This window comes from Longimicrobium terrae, from assembly GCF_014202995.1.
GTDB lineage: Bacteria > Gemmatimonadota > Gemmatimonadetes > Longimicrobiales > Longimicrobiaceae > Longimicrobium > Longimicrobium terrae.
This window is the reverse complement of sequence record NZ_JACHIA010000004.1, coordinates 135,721-158,385: the sequence shown is the minus strand read 5'-3', so window position 1 is coordinate 158,385 and position 22,665 is coordinate 135,721. Positions and strand designations below refer to the sequence as shown.

Below are 22,665 nucleotides of genomic sequence, written 5' to 3'. Positions count from 1 at the left end.
TCAACATCTCTGATCGCCGCCCCCCGCCTCCGGTAAATGGAGGCGGGGGCGGTTTCGTTCAGCGGGCACCCGCGCGGCCAAGCGCGGGTGCCCGCTGCTGTTCGCGTCCCGGCCACCCAGGAGACCCGCACCCATGTCACACATCGCGACCGTGAACCTCGACGTCCTCGACCTGGACGCGCTGGCCCAGGCGGCCCAGCGGCTCGGCCTCGAGCTCGTCCGGGACCAGAAGACGTACCGCTGGTATGGCGTCAACCTGGGCGGAAACACGCTGCCGGCCGGGTTCAGCGCGGAGGATCTCGGCCGTTGCGACCACGCCCTCCGCCTCGTCGGGGCGGAGGAGATGCACCCCGCGCCGTACGAGATCGGCGTCTCCCGCCGCCGGGACGGCCAGCCCGGGTACCTGCTGTTCTGGGACTTCTGGGCGGGCGGCTTCGGCCTGCAGGCCCGGGTCGGCGAGAACTGCCGGAGGCTTCGGCAGGAGTACGCGTGCGTCCAGGCGATGCAGACGGCCATGGCCGACCAGTTCGCCGTGGAGACGCTCCGCCGCGAGGACGGCTCGGTCCGCCTGCAGTTCACCCGCTGACCCTGGTTCAGGAGACCCCATGGAGATCGTGATCGTCGAGATCGACCCGGACGCCAACATCACCGTCAGCGCGGACGGGGTGAGCGGGCCCGGCTGCAAGGCCCTGACCGAGGCGATTGAGCGTGCGCTCGGACGCACGGTGGACGACAACCCGACCCCCGCGTTCTTCCAGGAGGCGGATGCCGGACACGTTCATCGTCACGGTTGACCTGGAGGGCAGGCTCTGCTTTCTGTGGGACGACCGCTTGGCGCCCCTTGCCGCGCAGGGGACCACCGACATTCGGCGGGCCTCCCACGTCGAGCCGGCGGAGGGAGGAGGATGGATGGCGGACCTGTCGCCGTGCGGCGGGCCGGCCCTCGGCCCCTTCCCTCTTCGGGCCGACGCGCTGAACGCCGAGCGGGCGTGGATCGAGGCACGCCTGTGAGCGGCCCAGCCGCAGGCCGGCGCCCCGCATGAGGACGCACCAGCCGCCCCCCGTGATCCGGGATCTCTGGCGTATCGTCCGGGAAGTCGCCAGCGCGCAGCCGGACCCGGCAGCGCTGATCGACGCCATCGCGGAAGCGCTCGGCGCGCGTGGGATCCCACAGGTTCGCGAACTGCCGCTGACCGGCTTTGGACAGCCCGACGACTGGATCGATCTGTTCGTCGAGCCCGGCCTGGCGATCCTGATCGACACGCCCGCTTCGGCGCCTCCCTTGGAGCGCGTGGGGCGCTGCGCCCGTCCACCCGGTGTGACCGCGGTAGGGGTGCTGACGACCCGCTCACCCTGTTCTTTCCCCACAGAAACCGGGGCGCGGGAGCTGACGGGTGGAAAGCCGCTCCTGGTCCACGCGCTACCCGCGAATACGTCGTAACGTCTGATCAGCCACGAATGAATGCGGCAGGCCCGGGACCCGGGCCTGCCGCCTGTTTTTTCCCCAATCCCTTGAGGACGGATCCATGGCCGCAATCCAGCGCCACAGCACCCGCATCATGGGCTTCCATCTCCGGGAGCTCCAGACCGCGCGCGGCGACGAAACGGAGATGTACAGCGCCCAGATCTTTCACGGCGACGTGGAGGCCGGCACGGCGCGGAACGACGGCAACGGCGGCTCCGACCTGGTGCGCATCGACCCCGGCCACCGTGAGGCGTGGGAGCGTCTCGTCCGCTACATGGAGGAGCACCCCCGGGCGGTGCGCGAAGATGGCTCCCGCGAGGAGTACCACAGCGGCGAGGACGCCGCCACGGCGCTGCTCCGCGACCTCCACGATGCGGACGCCCGGCTCTTTCGATCACGGAAGTTCAGGTCCGCGCTGGTGGGATACCGGTGGACCAAGCCGTTTCCGGGCGGCGGGTGGTGGGCGGAGGGGCGCATCCTGTTCTCTCCGGACAGCGCCATCCCGCTCGACACGGTGCCGGGAGACCTGTTCCAGATGCTCGTGATCGGCACGGACAACCTGCGCCTCGCGCGCGAGACCGCGCCCGCCGTCCCGGGGAGCGCGGAGCCGAAAGGCTGATGCGCCCGCCTCAGTCTTCGCGCCGGCTCCGTCTTCTTGCGCATCCACCCGCGATGAACGCGGGCGCATGCGCTGGTCACGGTGGCTGGGCGCCCGGTGGACGCACCCGGGCGCATGAAGACCCGGAGCCGTGGCCTGCTTCGCCGATGGCAGGTGCCTCACGCCCGGATCGCGGCCACTCCGCCCCGTCAAGGAGCCCTGCCCTTTCCCTCATCATTCCCGTTTCCAAGGAGCGTATCGATCATGCGACGGACCGACACCATCCGGCGCACCTACACGCCTGCGCAGGATGAGCGCCGATTCCGGGAAGAACGCGAACTGGAGACCCTTCGCCACCTGGTCCGCCGCGAACTGCGGATCCACGCCGGCCAGCGCACGCTGGCACGCGAGATGGGAATCGACCGGGGGAGCCTGCGGAAGTTTGCGGCGGGACAGAGCACGCCGGGCGAGTGGACGCTCCGGCAGATCCGGGAGTGGGCCGCGGACCGGCCGGAGCTCCCCGTTCCGATCGCCGCGGTCGCGCTGGCGCTTCTGGTAGACGGCCTGCCCCCGGACGTGCGCCCCCATGCCCGCCGGGAAGTCTCCGCAACCTTGGCCGGCCTCTACGAGTCGCGGCGTGAGGGGGTTCCTACCTGGATCGCGGACGAACTCGAGGGCGCGGAACTCCCGCCTGCGGTGCGTGTCCCGGCGAGCACTGCGAACTCGTCGCCGGACCGGGCTCTTCTGCTCCGTCTCCAGGAACTGGTACGAGAACATCTGGCCCTCTCCTGAGAAGCCCTTCTGTGCAGGGCGTCAGCCAGGTGCCCCAGTAGTGTTGCCGTGTGCGCCGGATGGTTGAGCGGCACGGACGAGCAACCGGCGAACCCAGTCGGGACGGTCTTCCCTGTACACCTGGCCCAGGGTGACCAGGAATTCTGTTTTGCAGTGCTCTCGATACTCGGCCGGAATTCCCTCGGTCAGCAGGCTGATCGCGGCGTGGCCGTCACTCGCTGACATCTCCACGTGCCGGGCTCCCTCGAGGACATACCACGATTGGAGCTTGCGCAGCGTGCCTGGGGACGGCCTCGCCCCGCGCAAGAAGTTGCTGAGCCCGGTCGGCGACATACCCACCTCACGCGCCGCTTCCCGCAATGAGGTCTGCTCCTGGGCAGCGTTTGCGGCCGCACGGATCTGCTGCAGCGGAACGTGGGTCATGTGAGAGATCTCCGGGTCGGTGACTACGGATAAGCAGCTGCTCGCAACGTCCCTTCCTGGCCATGGTCAGACCCGTGCGGGCGCGGGGCCGGTCCACGTCCGCGCTCAGGCGCAAGATCGCCACACGCGTGCCCTGCATCTCACGGATGCAGGGAAAGCCAGCCACAAGGCGCGCCGATACGCTCGGCGGCTTGCTCGACCCGCTAGTGGACTCGCTGGCCGCCGCCGTAAGCCTCTCCGAAACCGTCTCGGTCTATGATCGTCGACGCGAGGCACGCTCCGTGACCCAGCGTCGCATCACCGAGCTGCAGACCCTGTTCGACCAGAGTACCGAGCGTACCCGGGCGGTCCTAACCCCAGCCGAGTGGGCCCTGCTGCCAGCCGCCCTGCGTTAGCCGGGGCTGCATATCCTTCCCGAGCGGCGTGTCCGTGTCGGATGAGGAGAGCTGTGGTGACCGGGGTCCGGCAGCCGGCCTACGCACGTCCTGTCTGGAAACATACCGCAACTTTCAGACAGTTGTGTGCGCTGTTTACCTTCCGTACTTTCCGACATGAATCGCACGTTGGCGGTTTGCTCCGTGCCATGAGTTGCATCGACCTGCCATCATATGCATGGGCACCATGGGATCTGAGTCAGCCGAGGGGGCGAACGCCGGCCGGAAGCGCGTGCGGCTGACACCGCCGCCCATTACGCGGACGGAGGACGGTCCCGAGGGTGGGGAGATCGTGAGGGAGCTGCCAGACGCGCGTGGGGTTCTGCTCTGGGGCGCTCTTCGGGACGTGCTGTGCTGGGCCGCGGCGCCGCCACGTACCCGCACGGGTCTGTTCGCTGCGGACGGATCCACCATCCGCGTCCGGGAAATCAGAACGCATCTGGAGAGCTCAGACGATCTCGCGGTGCCGCTCCTGACGCTTGCGATGCTAACCGAGGAGGGCGATTCAGCCGACACGGCGCGCGTCGTACATGCGTGCCGACGCCTCGCCCGATGGGCGGAGGCGTGCGGCGCGCCGGGGACCCGGCTGGCGTTCACACAGGCCGCGGCGCTCGTCCGGCCGGAGGACGCCTCGCTCGCGCTGGAAACGGCGCAGCTCGTCCGCGACAGCGGGGATGCCGCCCGTGCGGAGACCTGGTTTCGCCGGACGATCAAACTGGCTCGCAACAGGGATTGGGCGAACTACGTCTGGGCGTACATCGGCTTGGCCGTCCTGTACCGCCGCTTGGGTAATCTGCCCGCGGCGATGGCCCTCGCTGGGCGGGCATTGCGAACCGCTACCCGTCACGCGCTTCCAGCCCTCGAGGGCACCGCGCTGCATCACCTGTTTGTGATCTCCTCCGACGCGCCGGATACCACGAAGTTGTACGGATACGCATCCGCTGCGCTGAAGGCGTACGGGCAGGATCACCCTCGGCTTTTCGCGCTTGCGCACGACGTGGCGGTCTACTGGACGGACCAGGGCCGGTATGCGTGGGCGCTCCCGGTGCTGGAAGCCGTGGTACCCGATGCCTCCGATCCGAGCCTTCGAGCCCTGGCGTACGCGAGCCTGGCGCGCGCGGCCGCAGGGGCCGGCGCAGCGGAGGTGTACGACCGGGCAGCCCGGCATGCATGGGGATTCCTCGATCTGCTTCCCACCGGTGCGGGCCGCGGCGAGGTCCTGATGACCCTCGGCCGCGCGGCGGCGCTCGCGGGCGAGATCGACCGAGCGGAAGAGGCCCTGAACGCCGCCCTTCGGATCTCCGCGCAACGGGGAGAGGCACAGGTCCGGATGATCGCCGAGCGAGAGTTGCAGACCCTCCACGACCAGCATCGGGAGATCCCCGTCAGGCGCGTCGAAACGGTCAGCGCCGTCCAGCAAGCGGAGCGGCTGGTCGTCGACCTGACGACGTCGCTGGTCGGGTAGCGGAGCGCGGGGCGGGGTGGCCGCGGTCATCCACGCCACCCCGTTTGGAAGGATCAGAGAGGCAGGACGATCAGCGTATCCGTGGGAAGACCGTCTCCGGCTGCCGTATCCGTGGTCGGCGGATCCTCGTCCTCTCCGTCGCTCCGACCGCCGCCACCCATCATTCCCACGCCGTTGAAGGACGGGGAGGTCTCGTCGGGAGGGGTGATCGGGTTGGTCGCCTGGCAGGCGCCCAGCGACAGGATCGTGCATGCGAGTCCGAGGGCAAGGACACGGCTGGCGAGTCTCATGAGTGTACCCCGTAAAAGTGTTCGTCCGTCGTCCCGGTGGCCCGGGGGAGCCATAAGTTGCCGACATTTCTCGTTTGTGGTCAAGACTTGTCGGGAAAGTTTCACCGTGTGTTCGAGAGATGCAGCCCGTAAGCCGACCGTTGTTCATCCTGCACGAAGATCGTGCGTTCCTAGGAATGCTGCGCCGCATCGAGAGCGGGTATGAGCTCCGTCAGGTCTCGAGTTGGGAGGACCTCACGAATGCCTTACGCCGGGCGCCGCTCACGGCGGTGTCCGTGGTTGACCCGTGGCACCGGAGTGGCGGAACCGCCGATCCGCCGCCCATTCACCGGCTCACGACCGAGTTCCCGGCTTTCTCTGTGGTCGCGGTAGGACGCTTTCCGGCGACAGCGGCATCCGACCTCCACCGCTTGCTCGGTTTTGGAATCGCAGACGCTCTGGATCTTGACCGGGAAAACACGCCGGGTGCGGTCGCACGGCGACTCCGTGTCGTCCGGGGACGGAGCGCGCGGATTTTGCTCGCGCGGGCAGTCGACTACCCGCTGCCGAGCCGCACCCGCGCATTGCTGCAGGCCGCGGTCGAGGTGGTCGGAGATGGGGGGCAGGCACCGCAGCTCGCGGCCGCGCTCCGGGCCGATGAGCGGACGGTGCTCCGCTGGCTCGACCGCGCCGGGCTCCCTGCCCCGCGTCGGCTGCTTGCGTGGCTGCGGCTGCTGTTCGCCTCGGAGCTTCTCGACGATCCGGCTCGAACCATTGAAGGAGTGGCGAGACTGTCGGGATACGCTGGGGCGGTCACGCTGAAGGCCGCCTACCGCAACTTCCTGGGCCAGTCCGTTCCGCAACTGCGAGCGTGCGGGGCGTTCACCTCCACGGCCATGGCCATGAAGGCCGAGTTCCGCCGGATCCGGGAGAATGCGCGTGGGGCCGGGCAATCAGAACGGGTCTGGCTGAACTGAAGCCGCAACCCCGGACGCCTATCGGCCGCCTACCTTCCGCAAGTTTTACGACCTAACGTGCGCCGCTCTGGTTACTTCGAAGCTCAGGATCATGAAAGTCTCAGCGGAGCGCGGGGCCCACTACACGGTGAAGCAGCACATCGGTGTTGGATGTCGTCACCCGACCCTACTCCCGAGTGGGTGGGGAGACGCGATGAACCTTCCGGCGGTGTCTGGAACCGGCGAGCTGGGTGCCGATCTCCGGCGGGATGGCGATCTACAAGGCAAGCGAAAAGCGCTTCGTGGGATCGCGCTGCTCACCGGCGCTGCAGCATTCGAGGAAGGGTTGCGGGCGGCGGTTTCGGCCGAGGTTCTCATCGAGGTCATGGACGACTCGCGGTCACTCGCGGAATGGTGCCGTGCCGCGGCCTGGGGCTCGATCGCCGTGGTGGACGGCTTTCATGGCGTGCCAGCCCAAGACGTGGTCGCTCCTGATCTGCCGGATCTGCTTGGGAAATCGATGACCACACGGCTGGACCTCACGCGCTCAGGCGCTGGGGCGATCTCCTTGGATCAGCTGCCAGGACAGCTTCGATCCATTCATCCCACCAACTATGGCGCGGTTAGAGGCTACTCCGTCTGTCCGACCTTCATTGGGTCGCCCTGCCTTGTACAAGTACGCTCACAATGAGTACACGCGCTGAGCGGATCGGCAATGTGCGAAGGCCCCGAAAGGCTCCACGCGCTCCGCTTCCCGGGAACTGGTTCGAGTTGTTGTCGGAACCGATGCCTGCCGAGCTCGCCATTGAACTCGCCATGCTGCTTCGTCAGATCCGCCTCTTTTCTGATACGCCTCCGCTGCACCGCAGCAGGCTGTTCCGTGTGCCGACGCCGGCTCACGCCGGCCGCCGCCGCGTCGACGCTCTGCGCGCAAGCCCGGCGGATCTCCGTCCGGACCTGCGGACGCTCATGCGCGTTGCCACGCGACGAGCTCCCGATCACAGAGAGATCGCCGAAGCGTGCCGAGCCGTCGCTACATGGGCCCAAGGCAACGGGTTTGCCCGGACAGCCGTGCACTTCGCCGAAGCCGGCGCAGCCGCGGCGCCCCGGGATCCACACGCCGCCTTCATAGCGGGGAGGACCAACCGTGCGGTGGGTACTGCTTGGCGAGCCGAGATCTACTACTTGCGGGCGATCCGAAAGGCATCTCGGGTTCGGGATCTTTCTACGCTCACCCGCGCCCACTTGGGTCTGGGAAACCTGTTCGCACACACCGGCCGACTTCCGCAGGCGACCGATCATTTCGCCAGTGCCGCGACAACCGCAATGGATTGTGGCGAGGAGTGGCTGGCGGCGCAGACCTACCACGACATCATGGGTCTGTATTTCGAACTGGACGACTTGGAAACCGCGCTGAAGTTCGGACAGAAGGCGCTTGCGGCCTATCCGATCCACAACGAGCGGCACCCGGTCGCAGTCCACGACATCGCAGTGTTGTTGATTCTAAAGAACCAGTTCACCGAGGCGATGATGCTGCTGGATCTGATTTCGCCAGCGCCCCTGCCGTACGAGGACCAGGTACTGGTCGCGGGCTCCGTCTCTAGGGCCGCCGGCGGGCTCAACCAACGCGACCGGTATGAAGCGGCCCAAGAACTGGTGCTCCACCTCGGACCACAACATGATCACCATCTGGACAAAGCATACGTGAATCTCGGATTCGGGGCGCACGCTCTCGGTGATTTTGAACTGGCGCGTGATTACGCCGAACGCGCCTTGCAGGTAGCCGTAGCGAAGGAGCACAGCTACGTCGTCGCGCTGTCACACCGCCTGATGGAAGATATTGACAACAAACGACCTGCGCACGTACCCGCTCCCCCGCTTTCGGGAGAGCGGGCGGCGGAACACCAGGAACTGATAGCTACGCTCCGTCCCCAGATGCAGGGGTGGAGAGCGCAAACGTGGGGACGGAAAGAGAATCAATTAGGTCCCGACTCACTCGGACCCGTGTAAAGCTGTCAGTTTCCAGATCCGCCCAACAATCCATTTCGTCCGGTGCTGGTGGAATCGGTCGTCGCGACATCCGCGGCGGCCGATTCATTGTTCTGGACGCTCGCGTTTCCCGATCCGCCAAGCAGACCGTTGTCCCCCGCCCCATCGCCCACACCGTCGTTATAAGCAGGCCGCATTGGGCTACGCACGGGCGATACTGCGGTGGGCGTATCGCCACAGCCCGCAAGGACAGAAACCACCGCCACAAGAAAAAGGGTTCTACGCATCGATCATCCTCCCAGAAGTCGGGGATGGAGGTGTGCAGTGCGCCGCCGCATTTCGAAAGCGCGCAGTCAAGGTAGCAAGGCCCATACGGTTTCCGCCATATCACACGGGGAACCCGAAGGCGACGTTTGGCACGGGTGACCCACGGGCTGGATCACCTGATGGGCCGCAATGACTTGCACCAGACTCACTTTTCGGACGCACGCTTCCCGACAAAGTGCACGGAATACCCAACCAGCGGAGGAGTCTCTCATATTTCCTGAAGTTCACGACGATCATCCGGCGAGGCGTCGAGCACCTCGCCTTCAGAATCATGATCGCCGCTACCTCCCGTATAGCCGGGAGACTTGCCGTGGTGCGCCCCCACCACCCGTGTGTCCAGCAGAATGACTCCAGTTCTCCGATCCATCAGCGAAATTTACATCCTACGGTACATGGACGACCTCGCCCGCGCCGGCTATGGCTATGAACTTCGAGGCGTCCGCGGCTGGGCCGGGTCGGCCAACCTCGAAGATTCCCTGAAGGTCTACGACGCCGCCGCAGAGCTCCGGAGGGCGTATCGTCGGGGCAGCATCACCCGCGCGAATGCGGGTGTGCCGGACGCTAGGCGGCCTCTGTGGATTTACCGGATCGCGGATGCCGGCGCCCGCCGCCTGGCTACCCTCCGCGAGCAAGCGTACGTGCCCGTGGCGCCCCCCTCTCTCGGCGGAGAGCCGCGGGCGCTCATGCCGCCCACCGTCGTCGCGGCGATGGATGCGCTACGCTATGCAGCCGAGCATCCCGGTGACCAAGAGCGGGTCCAAGGCGAGCCCGAGTGGCGGACCAGCCTCGAGCTTACCCGGTGGCTCTACGCCGAGGCAGAGCACACGGGCGTCAACCGGGTGTTCATGCCGGGAGATCTCGAGCGGCTCGTCACCAACGGCCTCGCGCAGAGTCGGCGCGTTCCACCCCTTCTGCCGGACGGGAAGAGGCCCGTGCTCCTGTATCGGATCTCGATCACAGGGGCGGCTCTGCGGACGTTGGTGTGGCACGGGGCGGATGATCATGACGCGGGGGCGAGCTGACCCATGGCGGATGAGTACCTGGAGTTCCGGGTGACGGAACTCGCGACGACAGTCGCCGAGATGGGGGTGGAGCGGGCTGAAGACCACGCGCGACTTAGAAGGATCGTCGTGATCGGCTTTGTCGCATTCGCGGCGGTGATCATCGCCTTCATGGCCCTGTCCATCTTCATGATGCTCCGGTGTCGCACATAAGGAACGCCTCCCGGGACGACGCGGCCGCCTGCCCGGAACGATGCGCAAGGAGCGCGGGCGGCTCGATCCGCCGGAACGGCGAATCAGAACCTCGCGCTCCTGGCCCGCACGGCCGCCGGCGCGGGCACGCCCGCTCTACGAATCATCCTGGGGAGGGGCGTGGCCTCGCGTGGACGAAATGACGGCGGGACCCGACCGACCACCACGCCATGCACGAGGAGGATCTCCGGCGGAACTGAATTGGTGAACCACCCGTGCTCTCAACGAATCACCGGATTCGGATCAGCGAACGGGAACACCGGTGACGCCCCGAGTCTCGGGACAGCTCACTCGCCGTCTGAACAGCGCCCCCCACTCATGCGCCGTGTGAGGGAAGCCGACCCGGTCAGCTCCCGCATGATGAATTTAGTGTGTCTGGCGAACACCGCAGTCCTTGTGCAACAGATGCCCAATACCCCAAGCGGAAAGTGCGGATGGCGCGAGCGAAGCAGCGGGACGGAGAAGCGAAGCAGGCGAGGCGGTGGTGCATCCCGCCGGTCCTGCTGCAACGCCCGGGGGAAACACTCGAGGGGATGAGCCTGCTGGAGGAGGACCCGACCGAAACGGGGGTCCTCCTCTGGACGTGCCTCCGCGACATCATGCTGTGGGCGTCCGTCGACCCTGCGGATCGCGACGATCTCTTCCCGGCGGGTGCGGCCGCGAGGCTCCTCGACCGGATCCGCGGGGTTGCACCAGACCGGGAACTCGAGATCGCGCTCACCACGCTCGGCGCCGTCCTGGACGTACCCGCGACCGTGAACCCTCAGATCGTCGCCCTGGTGTGCCACGCGATCGGCCGGTGGGCCGAGGAGCGGGGCCGGCTCGCGACCGCCGTGGCGTTCAAGGTCGCTGCAGCCGCGTCCGTTCCGGGCAGCGGCGGCCCCGCACGGGAGGTGGCTCGCGTCGCCGTACGCCTGGATGAACTCCCGTGGGCGGAGACATGGGCGCGCCGCGCCCTCACGCTGTCCCGTCGCGCAAGGGAATGGGAAGTCTACGGGCTCGCGCTGCTGGACCTCGCCGAGATCAGCCTGCGCCGCCGCACGACTACACGCGCGGAGCGGTACTTTCGGGCATCAGTCCGCGCGGGGCGCCGGTTCGGCCTCGCGGAGGTCCGGGCGGCCGGACTGCACGGTCTCGCGCGCCTCCTCGCGGAAGATGCCGATTACCTCCGCGATGCCGAGAAGTATGCCGGGATGGCGCTCCGCGCCTACGGCCGGGGGCACGCCCGCGTCCCCGTCGTCATGCGTGACCTGGCCCGGATCTGGGTCACGGCCGGAATGTACGCCCGCGCCGTCCCGGTTCTCCGAAAATACGCGAACGCCACGGATAGCCCCGACTGGCGAATCAGCATGCTGGCCCTGCTCGCCCGCGCGGCCGCCGGTGGACGGGACGGCGCACTGTACGAGAGCACGTGGAGTGCTGCATGGACAACGATTGACAGTGCCGGGGCGGACGTGCAGGAAGAGGCGCTGATGGAGCTCGCGCGGGCAGCCGCGCTGTCCAGGGACGGTCGCTATTTCACCCAGGCGGAGTCTCGGCATCGATCGATGCCCCAGGCTGATCATCGAAATCGCGCGGAGTTGCAGCGACTCGCGGCCTCCCTCGCCAGCCGGAGGGCGGGGTGAACGGCGGCCTGCCCGCACGCGCCCACGCTGAGCCCTCTGCGCCGTCCGGGCTGGTCGCCCCACACCGGAGCGTGGTGAATCTGCCTGGAATGAAATCCAGACGATTGCTGCCCTTGGGGATGACTCCCCCGCCCTGCCCTGGAACTCCTGCACCGCGAGAAACACCGGGATGCTGAAACGGAGAGACACCTGCACGCCGAGCGCCGGTCGGCGGCGCGGGGCGCACGTAAAGGGCAACCGAGCGGGCCTGCTTTTCTTCTCGGTCCAACTGGGGTACGGTGCGATGCTGATCGTGCAAGCAGCCCAGCGACTCCCGGAGCCGTCGTGGGTCGGGCTTGGGGCGATGGGGTTCTTCTTCGCGGCAGCCGCCATCCTGTTCATCTGGGCCGCGGTGGCGGGCCTGCGGGCCGGGACGGCAATGCGGGATCATCAGGTAGTGTATCCGGCGTCGGTGTTGATGCTCGCCGGATCCGCATGCATGGTAGCAGGGATGATCATTTCGCACACTCGACGGATGTAGACCGGCAGCAGCCTCGGCAGAGCGCGACGCCATCGTCACCCCGGCTGCGAGCCAATCGACTTTGGATCGAGCCCTCCGTCGTGCTACACAGTCACTCAGCTCCGGAAGCCGGCCTCTAGCTTGACGACTCGCCACCCTTGCCGCCGGCGATCAAGAAACACGAACCACTGTGTGATGCTGGACGGCTGCTCTCGGGATTGCGCAACGATCACCCTCACACTGTCCCTGCCCAGCCAGGTCACAGGCGAGAACACGAACAGACAGGCACTCTCAGGAACGGCTCCATTCACCACCGAGGCCGAATCCACGACCCGGATGTCGCTCCAGTATCGATGAAGGAAATCCGGGCCCAGATGCTCGATGTGCATCACCGGCGGAGACAAAGGAAGACCAAGCCTTTCCCCCGCAGAACTCGCTCGGGAGCCCGGAAATACGGTGTACGGTGCGAGGTGCAGGGTGCGTAGCACAAAGGGTGGGGTAGCGCCACACGAGTTCTCATGACGAAAAACTGTGTCCAACGCGGTGACGAGCACCGTCACCTCTTCGCAAAGCGCCGCGCCGCAACCGGGAATTTCATGGCTGTCCTGTACATTCTGCCCAACCGCGGGTGAGGCCAGCGATGCCAAGACCGGCACGAATGCCATGACAATCAGATGGAAACGCTTGTACATCCTCAGTTCTCCTCATTTTCTTCTTCGGACGTAGCAGCGGAGCCACGAAGCAATCCAGCCGCTCCCGAAGCGTGCGGGCGAGCACCGGCATCGACAGTACACTCGTCTGCATACGATAGCCCTCCGATGGACATGACCCATGGAAAGGCTATTGTTGGTTCATGTTTCGGTCCAATCCCGTACTTTAGAAAATCGCGAGTGTGTAGACCTAGCCAAAGTAACGGCGGAGACTGACGCTCCTGTATGTCGGGTCTTCTGCATCGGTCACGGACGCGGCGCTGGAAGCAACTGACGGCCAGCCTGCCGGACGAAGCGAAGCCGGAAGCGCGTCCGAAACTGCTGCGCGTGCTGGAGGGCGGGTACAACGCACACCGGAGCGAGGCCGCGAGCGTGGACGCCCCCAGGCACCGCGCCCGGGGCCGTGTTGAAGATCCGGCTGTGAAGCAGCGCCCCAGACCTGCACTGGTGTGGGGCACTGTTGTATCCGGCTCAGATCGAGCTCCGTTTCGGGTCGCAACGGAGGCAGGACCGACTCACAAAGGATCCGGTGCTACCCGCCCCGCTTCGACCACTGCCTGTTTGGGCTCATTGTACACACTCGCGAAGAAAATTGGGATGATTCATGTTTGCTCATGGCGAACATCTGCCTTGGATTGGAGCAACCGAAATCCGACGTTCGCCAGTCTAAGTTATTCTCTCGCCTTGGCGAACTCGGAGAACCGGAAAGGATTGATGGACTTATATATTAGGGGAGAACCAAGAGATCCTGAAGATCGTAGCAGCCATCGCGAAGCCCCTCGGGTAGCGCAAAAACAGTGGCCCTTTCCCTCACGACGAGGGGGAGGGCTACTGTGTGAAGTCGTTCGGGTTCTGCCTAGCGTGTAATCGCCGCCACGAGACGCGGCGCGAGCGTCGCGATCAGCGCGGATGTGCTTGCAACCCTGAACGCAATGGATACGGGATCACGGGCGGGCATCTGGTAGCCGTGAAGCGCACGCCAGCACATGTACACCACAAGCAGGCTCGCGACGGCTCCCAGCCCGGCCCCGGCGACCAGTGTTCCTGGTGACCCATCCATCGAGAATCGGACTGTACAGTACAGCAGCCCGACGGCTACCACAGTTGCTACCGCCATCCCCGCGATTGCGATTTTTGCTTGGCTGGTCATCGTGTTTCTCTGTGAGGATTGTCAGATGGGGATGAGGGCTGTCGCCGAGCAAGCCGCAGCAGCCTTCACCAGCTCCGCCGCGGCGATCCCGCTGGTGACGCCGAGCGCCTTCCACATCATCGCTTCGCTGTCCTTCGCGTCCTGCCACATGACATAGTAGATATGGGCGACGGCGGGGTCGTGCCCGGCCAGCATCGCGTAGTCGTTGTACCGCGTCTCCGCCTGCCTTGTTGAGCTCCGCGCATCCCACACCTGGTAGGCGGAAAAAGCCGATCCACCAATCGCGGCCCATCCACCGACCCCCAGCTTCCCGGCAACGCAGAGCGCAAATGCGCCGGGTCCATCGTCCAGGGTGTCACCGTCGTTGTCTGCGTCGCCGGCCAACCCACCACCACCACCACCAGCACCACCTCCACCGCCGCTGCCCCCACCACCCCCGCCTCCGCCAGGATTGCACACATGCGGATCGTAGTCGCAGGGATTGATGACGTCGATGTCAGTGGGGGAAGAAACTGGCCCCCCCAGCGGGCCGAGCACGCACGTAGTGCCATTCAGCCGGAAAGGGGCGTCTCTCACGGCACGCTCAGGCTACTCAGCGTGGGGATAATGCGCCAGTATACGCCAAAACACGGCCAGGGCAGATACACAATACGCCTCTTCGCATCGGTGTAGGTCAGTTACAATCAGGAGTGAGTCTGTACGAGAAGCCCAACTACATGGCCCCGCAGGCGGATGAAGAGCGGTCCATCTGCGTTTCGCATCTCGCCTGTGCAGCCGCAACGCTCTGAGACCGGGAATGGACCATGGAACTTCAGCGGTTCCCCGGCATGCGCGTGCGGAGCACGACGACCTCCGCGGGATCTCTTCGCCCGCATCCCTGCAGCCGCGCTCGATGGCGTCCGCCACGTCACATCGTCACGCGCCCGCGCGAACCCTCCGGCATGTCCCTCATCAGGGCCTCCACCGCGAAAACGTACAGGCGAGCGGGCTGCTCTTCTTTCTCCGTCCAACTGGGTATGGTGCGATGCTGATCGTGCAAGCAGCCCAGCGAACTCTCGGAGCCGTTGTGAGCCGGGCTCGACGCAATGGGGTTCTTCTTCGCGGCGGCCGCCATCCTATTCATGTGTGCCGCGGTGTCGCTGGTGTATCTGGCGTAACCGTTCAGTGGGGGCTGTCGAAATTGTAGACATTTTCATGGTGGACGGCTGCTCGATGTAGCTCATGAGCTACATCGAGCAGCTGGAAGCGGCCGGTGAAGTGCTTTCGCCCGCTGTACGCGCCGAGTCGAGGGGCTGGAGCGGACAGTAGCCGCGCTTGAACCGCGCGTGTGCGAGTTGGAGGCGCGCTTGGCGCAGAACTCGACCCACTCGTCCCAGCCACCGTCGTCCGACGGTCCCGGGGTGGTCCGGGAGCGGCAGGTGCCGACGGGGAAGAAGCGTGGCGGGCAGAAGGGGCACCCGGGGCACCATCGCGCGCGGCTTCCGGCGGAGCGCGTGGACGAGGTAGTGACGCACCGTGCTGCGGCCTGCGGCCACTGCGGCCACGACTTGGCCGGTGCGGCGGAGGCCAGGCCCGTGCAGGTACAAGAGGTGGTTGAACGTGGCACTCACTCTCGCGGTGGGGGCCTGCGTGGCGGCGGTCTACTTCCCAGGGGATCAGATCGCGCATGGTCGCGTAGCGTACGCCCTGGTTTTCGCGCTACTGCTGGCCTATGTGCTCATGGCCGCCCGGGTCACCTGGCACGCCTGGGCGAGCGGCATTCGTGTGCCAGCTGAGCAACCGTTGGCTGTGCGTGCGATGGGATGGGGCATCATCGCCGTTATTCTCCTCATCCTCGTGGACTGACCACGTACACATCTGACCACAGAAGCCCTCCCTCTCATGGTGAGAGGGAGGGCTTCTGTCTTTCGAGATGGCGGGCGAACTCCGCAGGTTCGCAGTATCCGCGACCAACTTCAGGAACTCGTGATCCCCGCCCGATGGCGGTTCGTGTGCAGCGGATGGTGATGGTCCAGGACGGTCGCGCTCGGGGAGGAGGGCCATCATCTTCCGAACCACTTCCTCAGCAGCCGCCTTCGGCGAACCCGTAGCCATTCAACCCGCCGGCAAGCCCGATGGGATCCGTCTGCCTGAACTGGCCTGTAGCGGGGTCGTAGCAGCGGTTGCGCGTGTACATCTGGCCGCTCGCGTCACGCATGCCGTCCACCGGCCCGCCGAATCACGCCTGCACACCCGGCCCTGAGTCCGAGAGTGCGTGGCGGAGATTCCCGCCGACATACGGCGAGTACGACAGTCCAGCGCCGGACTCTCGCTCGGAACCGGGTTGCGCGGTGACCATAAAGGAACAAACGCCAACGCGGTGCATCTGGGCGCCGTTGCCGGCTGCGAAGCCCATCGCTGTCCGGGCCCGGGGCACACAAGCCCGGCCAAATGGCCAAGCCTTGTACTGGTACGCACTCTTTTTTATCTGTTGGTGCAGAGAGCTCCACGAGGGCGATACACGATTTGTAGACATGTAAGACTTCGGCTCCGTAACGGTCCAGTGATGTGGCGGAGCTACCGACAGGGGCCTTCCTGAACCTGTATCGCCGAGTTGCTGGCGTATACTTTGTGAGGGAACACGACTAGCCTTGTGATCTGCCTTGCCGGAACTCTGCCTGGTTCGAGCTCCGGGATCATGAGCGCGGCGCCGCCACCGGTTGGCTGTTCCCAGACGAGCATGGAATCGCGGCCCAACTCGTGAGATCCGCTGCAGCCCATGCGGGGTTCCACACCGAGCAACTGCCGAAGTTCAGCCCTCACCTGTACGGAAACCTCCCTGGCCTTCTCCGGCGTCGAGAAGAACACGTAGTCTGTTGCTACCGACCGCCCCGGAGAATCGAATTCCGTTCCCAGAACGCGAACCTCCTCCAAGCCCGAACGCGGGCTCTTCAAACGAAGGTGCATTGTGGCATGCCCTTCCCGTTCAGCCAACTCCCGAACGCTTCCACCCCGTTTAAGCGCGTCCATGGGTTCGCCGAACCGGAACTGCGGCGAGTAGAGGTCCAGAACCCGGTCGCTCATCGGCGTGTTCTGGGGCGGCTCTCTGTCACAGGCGCTGACCGTCAGGAGAAACATCGCTATGAGTGCGTGTCGCATCGGTTATTCGCTTCAGGGATTAGAGGCGGCGGTAATTGCCGCCTCATTGTAGTATCCTGTTTGTATATTCCTCTCTACGGCTGCTTGGCAGTTCGTGCTGGGATGCCGTCCTGCGGCGCGCCCGACATTGTTGTTCGCCTGATCATCCTTGGAATCCTGACTATCTGCGGGCTCCTCCGCCTCGTGCACATCGGCGGTCTCCTTCGCGGTTCTCTCATCCGTCCGCTGCGTCATGATGCATTGGCCCATCTGATGTCGCGAAGCGTTTACCACATCCCCGGGTAGGCCAGCGTACGTTTTGCCCATTTGCTGAGCGAAGATGTCAGCGGCCGTCGCCGCCTGGGCGGCTGCCAGCAGGGTTACCGGATGGTCCGCATAGTACCGGACTTCTGTTTCAGTAAGCGGTCTCCCCGCCAGACGCATGACTCCTCGTACCATTCTTTCCCGACATTGTCTGAAGACCAATGGGCATGGAGTCAAGCCGTACGGGTCACTGTAGGACACCGGATCTCCCGCCGCAAACCCGTAGCTGTTTAGCCCGCCCGCGAGCCCGATGGGATCCGTCTGGGTGAACTGGCCGGTGGCCGGGTCGTAGTAGCGGTTGCGCATGTACATCTGGCCGCTGGCGTCGCGCATGCCGTCCACCAGGCCGCCGAACCACGCCTGCACCTCCGGCGCTGTCCCCGTCTGCGCGTGGCCCGCCGTGGTCTGCCAGCCGGGCCAGGGCGCCCAGATGCACCCCGTCGGGCTCGCGCCCGTGCAGTCGCCGCGCAGGCCCGTGGTGGGCGATGTGCCCGCATGGAACTGCCCGCGCCACGTGTCCCGCGGCACCAGGCTGCCCACGTTCTCCTTGGTGATCAGCAGCGGCTTGTCGATCCCGCCCGCGTGAAAGTAGCTCACCCGGCCGTACCAGTCGCCGGTCCCGGTCGTCGCCTCCAGATTGATTCCAGTCGCCGACTGGCCCGGCGCGCGCAGTTCCCACAGCAGCTGGTCGCCCGCCCAGACGAAACGCGTAATGGTGCTCACGCACGGCTCGCTCGCGGTCACGTAGCACACCGGCCACTCCCGCCGCGTACGCTCCATTATGCGCCGCCCCAGCGCGTCGTACCGGTACTCCGAAACCAGCCCTTCCCTCGTCCAGCCGGTCGCCGTGCTCGACTCGTCCCACGTCTGCAGCACCCGCAGCTTGCCGTCCGCGCCGTACCAGTTACGCGTGTTGGTGAGGTAGGTGGTGTACGAGCTGCCGCTCAAGGTTCTCCAGCTGTGGATGGCCCACGTCACGTTCCCCGAGCCGTCGTAGTACCGGAAGGTGCTGTCCCGCTGCTCCAGGTGCGGGTTCGGACTCGGAATCACGCGCGCGATGACCGCGATGCGCCCGCCCGACGCCGTGTACGTGTTCCAGAACGTGGGATTGATCACTCCACCGTTGATGGTGGTGTTCTGCTGCTGATTGCCCATCGCATCCACCGTGAATACCTGCGAGTTGCGCCCGTTGTCCAGGACGTTGCCCCAGTCCGTCGCCACCAGGTTTCCGAGCCCCGAGTACCAGTTGCGAAACTCGCTCGTCCCCCCGGCCACCCCCCCGTAGATGTACGTCTGCTTGCCGCGCGCGTCGTACTGGAAGGTGTCGTACTCCAGCACCGCGCCGCTGGAGAGCGAGTCCGTGCGCGTGAGCCGGCGTCCCTCGACATCGTACGTGGTCCGCTCCCCGCCGCCGCCCGGGTACGCCATCCCGGTCTGCCGGCCCTGCTTATCGTACGCGAACCCGTACACGTGACCCTGCCGGCTGCGCGCATACGTCAGTTCGCTGGTCACCGGGTCGTACGCGAAGCTGTCCGCCTGCGCCGCGCCCGACAGGTTGTACGGGTGCGACAGCCGCGTCATCCGCCCCGCCATGTCGTACGTATACTCGAGCCCGTAGACGTGCTCGCCGTAGTCCAGCCCCGCATACGTACGCATCCGCGTGGTGTCCGTCCGGAGCGCGCCGTTGTTGTAGTAGCTGCGCTGCACCCTCGAATCCAGGTTTTCCGCCCACACCTGGTTGCCCGCCGCGTCGTACCCGAACGTGAACACCTCGCCCGGAATGTCCAGCGCGCCGTTCGGGCCGGTGGGATAGTAAGGGAACTTGGCCTCGCCGCAAACGCTGTCCAGCGGAGGACACGCGCTGCCGGTGCTCACCCCCGGCACCGTCCGCCGCACCAGCCGGTTCAACGCGTCGTACTGCATCGTCACTTCCGGAAAGTTGCGCATCGTGGTGCCCAGCACGTTCCCCGCCGGGTCGTACCGCGTCGTACGGTAGTCGCCCTGCGTGCTCGTCTCCAGCGTCTTTCGCCCTACGACGTCGTATCCGTAGCTGGTGGTGAGGGTGCCGATCCCCGCCACGTCCGGCAGGCTCTGCCGCTCCACACTCACCAGGTCGCCGTGCCCGTCGTACCCGTTCACTACCGATACAATCTCCTGCGGCGTGTCGGCCGGGTCCACCGACCCGTTCTGCGAGGCTTGCACCATCGCGGGGCCGATGCTCTGAGTCCACCTCACCCGGTTCACCACGTCGTACGCCGTGCGGCTGCGGGCGCCGTTGGCCCGCACCGCCGCCTCGGTGGTGTCGCCGGGGGTGACGGGCGTGATGACCAGCGTGTCGCGGCCCACCCCGTCAGCGTAGTGCATGGTGTGAAAGCCCAGCGGGCTGATGCTGGCCCGCAGCAGCCCCCATTCGTCGTACATCACCGAGTCCACACGCGCCACCCCGTTCACCATCGGCGACTCCACCGCCCGGAGCTGCCCGTTCGCGGTGTACCGGTAGCTCACCCGCCGCGTGGCGTCGCCTACCTGCTCCCAGAGCCGGTTCCCGTTGATGGTATCGTACCCCATCGTCACGACGCCCTGGCCCGGCGTGGTGATGGACGTCACCCCGTTCCACTTGTCGTCGTACGTGTAGGTCGTGATCGGGTTCTGCCCGTCGCCCAGCGGGTTGAGCGCCGTGCTGCTCTGCAGCCGTCCGTGCGTGTCATAGGTGGCCGACTGGCGGGCCACCGGCGCGCCGTTCGCGTTGGGCCTGCGCACCTCCGTGACCAGCGCCGGAAAGCTCGCGTCCCCCCGCAGCAGCAGCGTTTCACTGCCGAGCGCGTCGCGGATGCGGCGCGGCGCCCCGAAGCGCCCCACCCAGATGAGCGTCGTGTCGCCCACGTCCGTCCGCGGCCCGTCCAGCAGCGTGTGCGTGCGCGACAGCGGCAGGGCAGCCACGATGCCGCGCCCCTCCACCGGCTCGAAGCGGTGGATGATGCTGTCGCTCGCCAGCGGCCCCAGCCACACGCGCGACGAGGTGACCGTCCGCCCTGCACCGTAGGTGAACACCGACTGCACTCCGCGCCGGTCCGTGCGCGAGGTCGCGTACAGGCCGTCGTAGCCGAAGGAGACCGCCACGCTGTCCGGATCGGTGATGGAGGTCACGCGGTTCAGCCCATCGCGCCCCAGCACCACCACGCGCCCGCGGACGTCGTTCAAGTCCGGCGCCTCCACCGACGTCACCTTGCCGGCCGCGTTCGTTACGAACCGGTAGTGCAGACTGGCGCCCGTGGAGCCCGGCTCCCGCGGCACCTCCAGCCAGGTCAGCGGCCCGTTGCTGATGTCGCGGACGAAGCGGGTGTGCTGGTTCAGGCGGTTCGCCGTCGACAGGTGCTCCCCCTGCGGACCGAAGCTCACCACGGCGCCCTGGGGCGTCCGGCGCTGGTACCCGCCGCCGGCCCTGGCCCACATCGTGTCGGCGCGGTCCACCCGCGCGGCCACCCACATCCCCGTGGACGCCGGGCTGTAGATGCGCGTGCTTCCGTCACCGCCCACACGCAGCAGGCGGTTCCCCGACACGGTCACCACCTGCTCCATCCCGGCCAGCCACCACCCCGGCCCGAACTGGCTCGTGGCTCGGTTCACCACCGCCACCTCGCCGGCCACCGCCACGGGATACGACACGCCCGTGTAGTGCGCGGTGACCTGCATCGTGTACGGATACACCCCGGTCAGCGACGCCAGCGTGTCCATCACGATGGAGATGCGCCGCGCGGTGCCCGATCCCCACTGGCTGCCCGGGTACACCGTCCGGTAGAAGGAGCCGTTGGGCTTGAATACCTTCACCTCTACCGTCGTCGGCACCATGGAGCCGACGGGAAGCCGCACGTCCGCGTACACACGCGCCGTCCCCGACACGTGCGCGCTGCTGTACAGGAGCGCCGGCGCGTGGGTGCGCCCCAGCACCTGCACCGCGGGAAGCCCGTGCGCCAGCCGCAGGTCGCCGCACTCCAGCGCCGCGCCGGGTGCGATGGCCACCGTGACGCACTGGTCGCGGGCGATGGTGGCGCTGGAGTTCAGATCCACCAGGGCGACCGTCATGGCCGCGGGCGCGGTGCCGGTGCCTACCCCTTCCAGCTCCGCCCACCCCGCGTCCTCGATCGCGGCGTTCGCCGTGCTGCGGGCGGAGAGCCGCAGGGTGATCTCCTGTCCGGCGGACAGGGCGGGGAAGCTGAGTCCCACGGACGCCGAGTCCCCCGCCCCGAGCGTCAGTGTGGACACGGACGGCGCGCCGCATCCGCTCAGGAACGTGCCCTGCGCGTCGCGGCACGAACCGAGGAGCGAAAAGGTGGCGGGCAGCGCGCCCGTGTTGCGCACCCACATCGCGTACGCCCCCGCCGCGCCCGACGCCACCTGCGCCCACGACCCGTTCGGCGTGACCCGTGCTCCGGGCGCACCGAGCTTGTACTGCGCGGAATCCGCGTTGCAGTTGAACCTGCCGCAGGCCGTCACGCTGATCATCTTGGGATCCGACGTGATGCTCACCTGCCCGGTCAAGTACAGACGCTTGAGTCCGATGCCGCTCCTGCGGGTCTGAAAGGCCGACGTGATCGTGTCACCCTTCCACCTCACGATTACCGTAGTCACCGAGTCACCCGGCGACGCCGTCAACGTGATGCTGACCGGCACGGTGGGCTGCGAGAACGTCCCGCTGTCAGGCTGAAAGTTGATCGATGGCGCCTGCCCCTCCTGGGGGCAGTCTTCCAGCGTGGTACACGATTGGGCGCGTGCCTGAGGCGCGAACAGCAGCAGGCCCGCGAACAGCGCGAGGAATGCCGCCGTCAGCCGGCCGGCGAGGGAAGAGCGGATTGGCATGCGGAGTACGAGAGCGGGAGAGGGGGGGACGTGCGGGGTGCCGCAAAGGGAAGCGAGATCCGGGGATGGCTCTCACGCGTCCATTTTTGACTCTGCCGGGTCGGCGGAGCGGCTTCCGGAACATGCTTCCAGAAGGGTGTTCTGTCCAGCGGACTTCAGTGCCGGATCATCTGCATCTTTCGCTTATTTGTTCGATCAAGATGCTGTCCTGCAAAGCCTTGCATCGATCTTACCGTTTCGACGTCCGCGTAGATACGGCCGTCCCGATTCTCGGCCTTTCGGGCGTGCTTTCACTGACGGTAACCGTATGCAATAAAAATGGACACATTGCGTCGGAAGGATTGGTCCGGAGAGTGACGCAAGCCGATTACGCCGTGCTTACCCCCTAATCGGATCCGGACTTCGCCGAGAT

Annotated in this window: 24 protein-coding genes and 1 pseudogene; 16 read left to right on the top strand and 9 right to left on the bottom strand. The window is 66.4% G+C overall.

The annotated features are described in order from the left end of the window. Positions 1–133: 133 nt before the first annotated feature. The 6 genes from HNQ61_RS09530 (at position 134) to HNQ61_RS09505 (ending at position 2,855) form a co-directional block, all read left to right on the top strand. Positions 134–586 (top strand): hypothetical protein, encoded by a 453-nt coding sequence (locus tag HNQ61_RS09530; protein WP_170035717.1) that lies wholly within the window; start codon positions 134–136, stop codon positions 584–586. A gap of 19 nt (positions 587–605) precedes the next feature. After that, positions 606–794 carry a DUF2997 domain-containing protein gene (locus HNQ61_RS09525; RefSeq protein ID WP_170035716.1) on the top strand — a complete coding sequence of 63 codons (189 nt, stop codon included), beginning with the start codon at positions 606–608 and terminating at the stop codon, positions 792–794. Beyond that, complete coding sequence (locus HNQ61_RS09520; RefSeq protein WP_170035715.1) at positions 766–1,011, top strand: hypothetical protein; 246 nt, start codon at positions 766–768, stop codon at positions 1,009–1,011. Before HNQ61_RS09525 ends, HNQ61_RS09520 begins: the two co-directional genes overlap by 29 nt. A 52-nt stretch (positions 1,012–1,063) precedes the next feature. Next, complete coding sequence (locus tag HNQ61_RS09515) at positions 1,064–1,441, top strand: hypothetical protein (protein WP_170035714.1); 378 nt, start codon at positions 1,064–1,066, stop codon at positions 1,439–1,441. Between the two features lie 85 nt (positions 1,442–1,526). Beyond that, positions 1,527–2,084 carry a hypothetical protein gene (locus HNQ61_RS09510; protein ID WP_170035713.1) on the top strand — a complete coding sequence of 186 codons (558 nt, stop codon included), beginning with the start codon at positions 1,527–1,529 and terminating at the stop codon, positions 2,082–2,084. A 243-nt stretch (positions 2,085–2,327) separates the two neighbouring features. Further along, positions 2,328–2,855, top strand: coding sequence for a helix-turn-helix transcriptional regulator (locus tag HNQ61_RS09505; protein WP_170035712.1), 528 nt, complete (start codon positions 2,328–2,330; stop codon positions 2,853–2,855). Between the two features lie 21 nt (positions 2,856–2,876). Here the strand turns inward: HNQ61_RS09505 and HNQ61_RS09500 are convergent, their stop codons facing one another. Further along, positions 2,877–3,278 carry a helix-turn-helix domain-containing protein gene (locus tag HNQ61_RS09500; RefSeq protein WP_170035711.1) on the bottom strand — a complete coding sequence of 134 codons (402 nt, stop codon included), beginning with the start codon at positions 3,276–3,278 and terminating at the stop codon, positions 2,877–2,879. Positions 3,279–3,944: 666 nt separating this feature from the next. Here HNQ61_RS09500 and HNQ61_RS09495 point away from each other — a divergent pair. After that, positions 3,945–5,177, top strand: coding sequence for a tetratricopeptide repeat protein (locus HNQ61_RS09495; protein WP_170035710.1), 1,233 nt, complete (start codon positions 3,945–3,947; stop codon positions 5,175–5,177). Between the two features lie 53 nt (positions 5,178–5,230). Here HNQ61_RS09495 and HNQ61_RS09490 read toward each other — a convergent pair whose 3' ends face one another. After that, positions 5,231–5,467 (bottom strand): hypothetical protein, encoded by a 237-nt coding sequence (locus HNQ61_RS09490; RefSeq protein ID WP_170035709.1) that lies wholly within the window; start codon positions 5,465–5,467, stop codon positions 5,231–5,233. Positions 5,468–5,586: 119 nt separating this feature from the next. On the opposite strand from HNQ61_RS09490, the gene HNQ61_RS09485 reads away from it, so the two are divergent. The 7 genes from HNQ61_RS09485 to HNQ61_RS09455 all read left to right on the top strand — a co-directional run bounded on the left by HNQ61_RS09485 (position 5,587) and on the right by HNQ61_RS09455 (position 12,116). After that, a complete protein-coding gene (locus HNQ61_RS09485; RefSeq protein ID WP_170035708.1) occupies positions 5,587–6,423 on the top strand; it encodes a helix-turn-helix domain-containing protein in 837 nt (278 codons plus the stop codon). Positions 6,424–6,616: 193 nt separating this feature from the next. Beyond that, the gene (locus HNQ61_RS09480; protein ID WP_170035707.1) at positions 6,617–7,093 is read left to right on the top strand and encodes a hypothetical protein; all 477 of its coding nucleotides are present in this window, start codon (positions 6,617–6,619) and stop codon (positions 7,091–7,093) included. A 95-nt stretch (positions 7,094–7,188) separates the two neighbouring features. After that, positions 7,189–8,412: a tetratricopeptide repeat protein gene (locus HNQ61_RS09475; RefSeq protein ID WP_170035706.1), complete on the top strand. Its 1,224-nt coding sequence runs from the start codon at positions 7,189–7,191 to the stop codon at positions 8,410–8,412. 698 nt (positions 8,413–9,110) lie between these two features. Next, a complete protein-coding gene (locus tag HNQ61_RS09470; RefSeq protein WP_170035705.1) occupies positions 9,111–9,740 on the top strand; it encodes a hypothetical protein in 630 nt (209 codons plus the stop codon). A 3-nt stretch (positions 9,741–9,743) separates the two neighbouring features. Next, a complete protein-coding gene (locus HNQ61_RS09465) occupies positions 9,744–9,932 on the top strand; it encodes a hypothetical protein (RefSeq protein WP_170035704.1) in 189 nt (62 codons plus the stop codon). A gap of 572 nt (positions 9,933–10,504) precedes the next feature. Continuing rightward, positions 10,505–11,596: a hypothetical protein gene (locus tag HNQ61_RS09460; RefSeq protein WP_170035703.1), complete on the top strand. Its 1,092-nt coding sequence runs from the start codon at positions 10,505–10,507 to the stop codon at positions 11,594–11,596. A gap of 283 nt (positions 11,597–11,879) precedes the next feature. Further along, on the top strand, positions 11,880–12,116 hold the full coding sequence (locus HNQ61_RS09455; protein WP_184430720.1) for a hypothetical protein: 237 nt from the start codon (positions 11,880–11,882) through the stop codon (positions 12,114–12,116). Between the two features lie 95 nt (positions 12,117–12,211). Here the strand turns inward: HNQ61_RS09455 and HNQ61_RS09450 are convergent, their stop codons facing one another. The 4 genes from HNQ61_RS09450 to HNQ61_RS09435 form a co-directional block, all read right to left on the bottom strand. Beyond that, a complete protein-coding gene (locus HNQ61_RS09450) occupies positions 12,212–12,787 on the bottom strand; it encodes a hypothetical protein (RefSeq protein WP_170035701.1) in 576 nt (191 codons plus the stop codon). Positions 12,788–13,661: 874 nt separating this feature from the next. After that, complete coding sequence (locus HNQ61_RS09445; protein ID WP_170035700.1) at positions 13,662–13,955, bottom strand: hypothetical protein; 294 nt, start codon at positions 13,953–13,955, stop codon at positions 13,662–13,664. Between the two features lie 21 nt (positions 13,956–13,976). Continuing rightward, the gene (locus HNQ61_RS09440; RefSeq protein ID WP_170035699.1) at positions 13,977–14,339 is read right to left on the bottom strand and encodes a hypothetical protein; all 363 of its coding nucleotides are present in this window, start codon (positions 14,337–14,339) and stop codon (positions 13,977–13,979) included. 523 nt (positions 14,340–14,862) lie between these two features. Next, positions 14,863–15,069, bottom strand: a complete 207-nt coding sequence (locus HNQ61_RS09435; RefSeq protein ID WP_170035698.1) for a hypothetical protein — start codon at positions 15,067–15,069, stop codon at positions 14,863–14,865. Positions 15,070–15,247: 178 nt separating this feature from the next. Here HNQ61_RS09435 and HNQ61_RS28640 point away from each other — a divergent pair. Together HNQ61_RS28640 and HNQ61_RS28635 are read left to right on the top strand one after the other, a co-directional pair. After that, positions 15,248–15,415, top strand: a pseudogene (locus tag HNQ61_RS28640) (DUF6444 domain-containing protein); the annotation flags it as partial. 139 nt (positions 15,416–15,554) lie between these two features. Continuing rightward, positions 15,555–15,800: a hypothetical protein gene (locus HNQ61_RS28635; protein WP_184430718.1), complete on the top strand. Its 246-nt coding sequence runs from the start codon at positions 15,555–15,557 to the stop codon at positions 15,798–15,800. Between the two features lie 217 nt (positions 15,801–16,017). Here HNQ61_RS28635 and HNQ61_RS09425 read toward each other — a convergent pair whose 3' ends face one another. From HNQ61_RS09425 to HNQ61_RS28255, 3 genes are all read right to left on the bottom strand, one after another. Beyond that, positions 16,018–16,152, bottom strand: coding sequence for an RHS repeat-associated core domain-containing protein (locus HNQ61_RS09425; RefSeq protein ID WP_170035696.1), 135 nt, complete (start codon positions 16,150–16,152; stop codon positions 16,018–16,020). 359 nt (positions 16,153–16,511) lie between these two features. Next, positions 16,512–17,093 (bottom strand): hypothetical protein, encoded by a 582-nt coding sequence (locus HNQ61_RS09420; protein ID WP_170035695.1) that lies wholly within the window; start codon positions 17,091–17,093, stop codon positions 16,512–16,514. Positions 17,094–17,105: 12 nt separating this feature from the next. Continuing rightward, the gene (locus HNQ61_RS28255) at positions 17,106–22,253 is read right to left on the bottom strand and encodes an RHS repeat-associated core domain-containing protein (protein WP_170030556.1); all 5,148 of its coding nucleotides are present in this window, start codon (positions 22,251–22,253) and stop codon (positions 17,106–17,108) included. Between the last annotated feature and the right edge of the window lie 412 nt (positions 22,254–22,665).